At 75.2% G+C, this 6,407-nt stretch carries 6 protein-coding genes; 2 read left to right on the top strand and 4 right to left on the bottom strand.

The features are described 5' to 3' along the window. A partial coding sequence (locus tag JNW89_RS23845; protein WP_238450576.1) for a TrkA family potassium uptake protein occupies positions 1-1,265 on the top strand: 1,265 nt, incomplete at its 5' end. A gap of 6 nt (positions 1,266-1,271) precedes the next feature. Here JNW89_RS23845 and JNW89_RS23840 read toward each other — a convergent pair. Both JNW89_RS23840 and JNW89_RS23835 read right to left on the bottom strand, forming a co-directional pair. Further along, a complete protein-coding gene (locus tag JNW89_RS23840; protein WP_238450575.1) occupies positions 1,272-2,510 on the bottom strand; it encodes an APC family permease in 1,239 nt (412 codons plus the stop codon). A 9-nt stretch (positions 2,511-2,519) separates the two neighbouring features. After that, positions 2,520-3,287 (bottom strand): phosphatase PAP2 family protein, encoded by a 768-nt coding sequence (locus JNW89_RS23835; protein ID WP_238450574.1) that lies wholly within the window; start codon positions 3,285-3,287, stop codon positions 2,520-2,522. Between the two features lie 111 nt (positions 3,288-3,398). Between JNW89_RS23835 and JNW89_RS23830 the strand changes: the two genes are divergently transcribed. Beyond that, a complete protein-coding gene (locus tag JNW89_RS23830; protein WP_238450573.1) occupies positions 3,399-4,610 on the top strand; it encodes a DUF4032 domain-containing protein in 1,212 nt (403 codons plus the stop codon). 220 nt (positions 4,611-4,830) lie between these two features. Here the strand turns inward: JNW89_RS23830 and nagA are convergent, their stop codons facing one another. Together nagA and JNW89_RS23820 are read right to left on the bottom strand one after the other, a co-directional pair. Next, a complete protein-coding gene (nagA, locus tag JNW89_RS23825) occupies positions 4,831-5,940 on the bottom strand; it encodes an N-acetylglucosamine-6-phosphate deacetylase (RefSeq protein ID WP_238450572.1) in 1,110 nt (369 codons plus the stop codon). 2 nt (positions 5,941-5,942) lie between these two features. Further along, positions 5,943-6,407: ROK family protein (locus tag JNW89_RS23820; RefSeq protein ID WP_238450571.1), on the bottom strand; the 465-nt coding region annotated here is incomplete at its 5' end.

Below are 6,407 nucleotides of genomic sequence, written 5' to 3'. Positions count from 1 at the left end.
GGCCGACGAGCCGGCGGCCGACGTGGTGCTCGCCGAGGCGACCGGCCAGCCGGCCGGCACCGAGCTGGCGGCCCGCCGGCTGGTCCGGGCCCGCCGCCGTGCTGCCGGCCGACGAGCCGGCGGCCGACGTGGTGCTCGCCGAGGCGACCGGCCAGCCGGCCGGCACCGAGCTGGCGGCCCGCCGGCTGGTCCGGGCCCGCCGCCGCCGGCAGCCGCTCGCGGTGCTGCTCCGGGCGGTCCGCAGCTTCGCCACCCGCAAGATCGGCATCGCGGTGATGGTGCTGCTCGGGGTGATCGCGGTGCTCGGCTGGCTCAACTCCCGCGCGGTGGACGTGAGCTGGACCGAGGCGCTCTACCTGACCCTGGTCACCACGCTCAGCGGCCAGGACCCGGACGTCAACAAGCCGGCGGCCGCGCAGATCATGCAGGTGGTGCTCAACCTCGCCGGGCTGGCGCTGATCCCGCTGATCACCGCCGTGGTGGTCGACGGCATCGTCAACGCCCGGCTCGCCCTGCACGCCGGCCGGATCCAGCCGGAGCGCACCGGCCACGTCGTGGTGGTGGGGCTGGGCAACATCGGCACCCGGGTGATGGCCCAACTGCGCGACTTCGGCGTCGAGGTGGTGGCGATCGACCGGACCGCCGAGGCGCGCGGCGCGGCGCTGGCCCGTCGGCTGGGCGTACCGCTGATCGTCGGGGACGCGGCCCGGGAGGAGACCCTGCGGTCCGCCTCGGTGGAGACCTGTCAGGCGCTGGTGGTCGTCTCCACCGACGACGGGGTCAACCTGCGCGCCGCGCTCAACGCCCGGGCGCTCAACGCCGAGCTGCGGGTGGTGCTGCGGCTCTTCGACGGCGACTTCGCCGAGCGGATCCAGCAGGCGTTCGGGATCGGCATCTCGCGCAGCGTGTCGTACCTTGCCGCGCCCGCGTTCGCGGCGGCGCTGCTGGACCGGGCGGTGATCGCCACCATCCCGGTCGACCGGCACGCGCTGCTGGTGGTGGAGGTGCCGGTGGTGGCCGGCGCGCCGCTGGACGGCCGGCCGCTGGCCGCCGTGGCCCGCCCCGGCGAGGTGCGCCTGCTCGCGCACACCCGGGCCGGGCAGCGGACGGACTGGTCCGCCGACCCGCGCATGGTGATCAACTCGGGGGACCGGCTGACCGTGGTCGCCCGGCGGGCCGGGCTGAGCGCGTTGCTACGCGAGACGACGCCGCCGCTGCCCGCGGGCCCGACCGGCACCCCCACCCCGCGCGAGCCGGAGGACTGACCCGGGTCAGCGGGCCCGGTGCCGGAGGGCGTACCCGGTGGCGCCGAGGGCGAGCACGCCGAAGCCGGCGAGCACGCTGGCCGGCGGGAGGTTGACCGCGAGCAGCAGGCAACCGACCAGCCCGGCCACGGCCAGCGCCCGTACCGGCAGCTTCCGGGCCGGGTCCCGGCCGAGCGTCAGCGCCGACGCGTTGGTGATCGCGTAGTAGACCAGCACGGTGCAGCTGGAGAAGCCGATTGCGCCGCGTACGTCGCCGAGCGCGACCACCAGGATCACCACGGCGGCCACCGCCAGCTCCGCCCGGTGCGGCACCCGGTGGACCGGGTGCACCGCGGCCAGCGCTCCGGGCAGGTCGTGGCGGCGGGCCATCGCCAGCAGGGTCCGGCCGACGCCGGCGAGCAGGGAGAGCAGCACCCCGGTCACCGCGACGGTCGCCCCGGCCCGGACCAGCCAGGCCAGGTCGGGCAGCCCGGCGGCGGTCACCACGTCGACCAGGGGCGCGGTGGAGCCGGCCAGCCGGTCGGCCCCGAGCACGCCGACCGCGACCACGGCGAGGACCAGGTAGATCGCCAGCACCACGCCGAGGGCCAGCGGCACCGCCCGGGGGATGGTCCGCTCCGGGTCGCGTACCTCCTCGCCGAGGGTGGCGATCCGGGCGTACCCGGCGAAGGCGAAGAAGAGCAGCCCGGCCGCGGTGAGCACGCCCCGGACCGAGCCGCCGGCTTCGGTGAGCCGGTCGAGCCGGACGTCGCCGGCCGTCACCCCGGCCACCGCGACCAGGGCCAGCACCGCCAGCACCACGACCACCAGGACCTTGGTCGCGGCGGCGGTCTTGCCGATGCCGCGCAGGTTCACCGCGGTCACCGCGACCACGGCGGCGACGGCGACCAGCCGGGCCTGCCCGGGCCAGAGGTACGCCCCGATGGTCAGCGCCATCGCCGCGCAGCTCGCCGTCTTGCCGACCACGAATCCCCAGCCGGCCAGGAAGCCGGCGAACGGGTTCAGCCGTTCCCGCCCGTAGACGTAGGTGCCACCGGACTCGGGGTAGCGCGCGGCCAGCCGGGCCGAGCTGGTCGCGTTGCAGAACGCGATGAAGCCGGCCAGCGCCAGCGCGACCAGCAGCCCGCCACCGCCGGCCGCGGCGGCGGCCGGGGCGAAGACCACGAAGATGCCCGCGCCGAGCATCGACCCCAGCCCGATCACCACCGCGTCGGGTACGCCCAGCCGGCGCCTCAGTCGCTTCACGGGAGCAGGCTAGGGGACCGAGGTGAACGGACGGTCCCAGGCGCGCAACCGGCCGGGAAGGGGCAGGCCGTCCCAGGGCATCCGGTGCAGCAGCCGGTCCAGCAGCAGCCCGAGCAGCAGCCCGGCCACCGAGTCGGTCAGCCAGTGCCAGCCCAGGTAGGTGGTGGTGGTCAGCACCACCAGCGGCGGCACCACCCGGACGACCGTGACCAGCCAGGTCGGCAGCCGGCGGCCGAAGCTGTGCAGCAGCGGCGCGATCAGCAGCGCCAGCACGCCGTACCAGACGATCGCGTTGGCGACGTGGCCCGACGGGTACGACTGCGCGTAGCTGACCGGCAGGTCGTGCTGGAACAGCGGCAGGGTCTGCTCGGGCGGCAGGAAGGGCTCCTTGGCGCTCGCGCTGGGGGCGGGGCGGGCGGTCCACACCTTCAGGGGCCCGATCGTCAGGTAGGTCAGCGCGAAGGCGGCCACCGGGGGCAGCACCGGGCGGACCGAACGCAGCCGGACCGCCAGCAGCACGCCCAGCCCGGCGGCGAGGAGCGTCAACGGGGTGCCCTGGCCGAGGAAGTTGAACACCCGGGCCACCCAGTACGCCGCCGCCGGCCGGTGCTCCCCGGCCCAGTCGGCCACCGCCCGGTCGACGCCGAAGAAGTGGTCGGTGGCGAGCGCCACGGTCAGCCCGACCAGCCCGGCGAGCAACAGACCGTCCCACCACCAGCCGGCGGGGCGTACCCGCGGTGGTCGGGACGCGCCGCGTACCGTCGTGGTCTCCCGCACGCGATCACGCTACCGGCCGCGGGCGGCGACCGGCCGGCGCGGGCCGTGGCGGCTGTGTGCCGAGCCACGAAGGGAAGCGTGGGGCGGGGCGCACCCTTCACACTTGTCCCCGTGCGGATCACCTCGGCCCTCGTCGACCCGGCGCTGCTCGACCTTCCCTGGTCGACCCCGCTGGAGCAGTGGCCTGCCCAGCACCTGGTGGCGCTGCCCCAGGGCATCTCCCGGCACATCGTCCGGTTCGTCCGGCTCGGCGACTACGTGTACGCGTTCAAGGAGACTCGCGAGCGGATCGCCGAACGGGAGTACGACCTGCTCCGGGCTCTGGAGCGGATCGACTTCCCGTCGGTGGAGGCGGTGGCGATCGTCGCCGACCGGCAGACCGAGGACGGCGAACCCCTCGAGTCGGTGCTGATCACCCGCCACCTGCAGTTCTCGCTGCCCTACCGGGCGCTCTTCTCGCACACCCTGCGCCCGGAGACATTGAGCCGGCTGCTCGACGCGCTCGCCGCCCTGATCGTCCGGATGCACCTGACCGGCTTCTTCTGGGGCGACTGCTCGCTGTCCAACACCCTGTTCCGCCGGGACGCCGGGGCGTTCGCCGCCTACCTGGTCGACGCCGAGACCGGTGCGCTGCACAGCTCCCTCTCCAACGGCCAGCGGGGCGAGGACCTGGAGATCGCCCGGGTCAACATCTTCGGCGAGGCGCTGGACCTCCAGGCCGCCGGGCTGCTGCACGAGTCCATCGACCCGGAGGTGGTCTGCGAGGAGGTCGTGCAGCGCTACGAGCGGCTCTGGCACGAGATCACCTACGAGCAGGCGGTCGAGCGGGAGGCCCGGCACGACATCGAGGGGCGGATCCGCCGCCTCAACGACCTGGGCTTCGACGTGGCCGAGGTGGCCCTTGCAAGCGCCGACAACGGCCGCTACCTGGTCCGCCCGAAGGTGGTGGACGCCGGCTACCACACCCGGCGACTGCTCCGGCTGACCGGCCTGGACGCGGAGGAGAACCAGGCCCGCCGGCTCCTCAACGACCTGGACGCCTACCGGGTGGAGAGCGACCTGACCGACGAGCAGCAGGCGGCCCACCGCTGGCTGACCGAGGTCTTCGAGCCGGTGGTCCGGGCGGTGCCGGCGCACCTACGCCGCAAGCTGGAGCCGCAGGAGCTCTTCGCGCAGATCATCGAGCACAAGTGGCTGCTCTCCGAGCAGGCCGGCCGGGACGTCGGCATGGGCCCGGCGGTGCAGTCGTACCTGGCCGACGTGCTGGTGCACCGCCCGGACGAGCAGGCGGTGCTGGGCGTCGAGGTGCCCACGTCCGACTGACCGCCGACCGCGCGTCGTGCCGTGCCTCGAACTCGGGCGGCGACAGCGGGTGTCCGACCGTGAGGTCGTCGATCTCGTTGCACCCCAGGGATGCGGGGCGGGCGCTACAGACCTGATGTCGCGAACGAATCGTGGCGATTCATCTACGACATCAGGTCTGTAGGGGCCGCAGGAAGGGTGGGGCCCCGGACGGCCGCTACCCGACGAGGGGCCCGGCGGGTCAGTCCAGCCAGGAGCCGCCGCGCATCACCCGGACCACGTTCAGCTCGTCGTCGAGCACGACGAGGTCGGCGCGGAGTCCGACCTGGAGTGCGCCGAGCCGGTCGCCGAGGCCGATCGCGCGGGCCGGCGTGGTGGCCACCATGCGGACGGCGTCGGCGATCGGGATGCCGGCGTCCACGGCGTGCCGCAGCGCGGCGTCCATGGTCAGGGTGCTGCCGGCGATCGCGCCGTCGCGGGCGAGCCGGGCCACCCCGTCGGCCACGGTGACCGCCTGACCGCCCAGCTCGTACTCGCCGTCGGGCATCCCGGCCGCGGCCATCGCGTCGGTGATCAGCGCGGCCCGCTCCGGGCCGGCGGTCGCGGTGGTGAAGGTGAGGATCCCGTCGTGCAGGTGCACGCCGTCGGCGACCAGCTCGCAGACCACGTTCGGGGCGTCCAGCAGGGCCACGATCGGGCCCGGCTCGCGGTGGTGCAGCGGCCGCATGCCGTTGAACAGGTGGGTGGCCACGCTCGCGCCGGCCGCGACGGCGGCCCGGGTCTCGTCGTACGTGGCGTCGGTGTGGCCCACCGCCGCGACCACGGCGTGCGAGGTGAGCAGCTTGATCGCGTCCAGCGCGCCGGCCCGCTCCGGGGCCAGCGTCACCATCCGCACCGCGCCCGCGCCCAGCTCGATCAGCTCCGCCAGCTCGTCGGTGGACGGGTCGCGCAGGTACTCCGGGTTCTGCGCGCCGCACCGGGTCGCCGACAGGTACGGCCCCTCGAAGTGGACGCCGGCCAGCACCCCCTCGCCGACCAGCGGGGCGAACGCGGCGGTGGCGTCCCGCATCAGCTCGAACGGGGAGCTGACCAGGCTGGCCAGCAGGGTGGTGGTGCCGTGCCGCAGGTGGAAGGCGGCCGCCGCGCGCGCGGCGTCGGCGTCGCCGGTGGTGAAGGTGTGCCCGCCGCCGCCGTGGGTGTGCATGTCCACGAACCCGGGCACGATCCAGTGCCCGTCGCGCTTCGCCGGGTACTCGGCGACCGCGGTGATCCGGTCGCCGTTGATCTCCACACACCCCTGCCGGATCACACCGGTCGGGGTCACCACCTTGCCGTTCACCCGCAGGGCCATCACTACTCCAGTCTGTCGAGGGCGAGCAGGGCGGCGCCGAGGCAGCCGGCCTCGTCGCCGAGGGCCGCCGCGACCAGGCGCGGCTCCCGGTGGAAGGTCATCCGTTCCCGCAGCGCCGCCCGCAGCGGGTCGAACAGCCGCGCGCCGGCCCGGGCCAGCCCGCCGCCGATCACCATGGCCTCCACGTCGTAGAGCGCCTGGGCGGTGGCGAGCCCGTCGGCGAGCGCCTCGACGGCCTCCCGCCAGACCTGCCCGGCCAGCTCCTCACCGGCCGCCGCCCGGTCGGCCACCTCGGCGGCGGTCAGCGGGGTGCCGGCCAGCTCGGTGTACCGGCGGCCGACGGCCGAGGCCGAGGCGACCGCCTCCAGGCAGCCGGGCCGCCCGCAGCCGCAGCGCGGGCCGTCGGGGCGTACCTGGATGTGGCCCAGCTCGCCGGCGGCGCCGTGCGCCCCCGGCGGCGGCCGAAC

It is taken from the genome of Micromonospora sp. 4G55, assembly GCF_016803375.1.
Note: the sequence above shows the minus strand (reverse complement) of the source record. Positions and strands in the feature narration are given on the sequence as shown.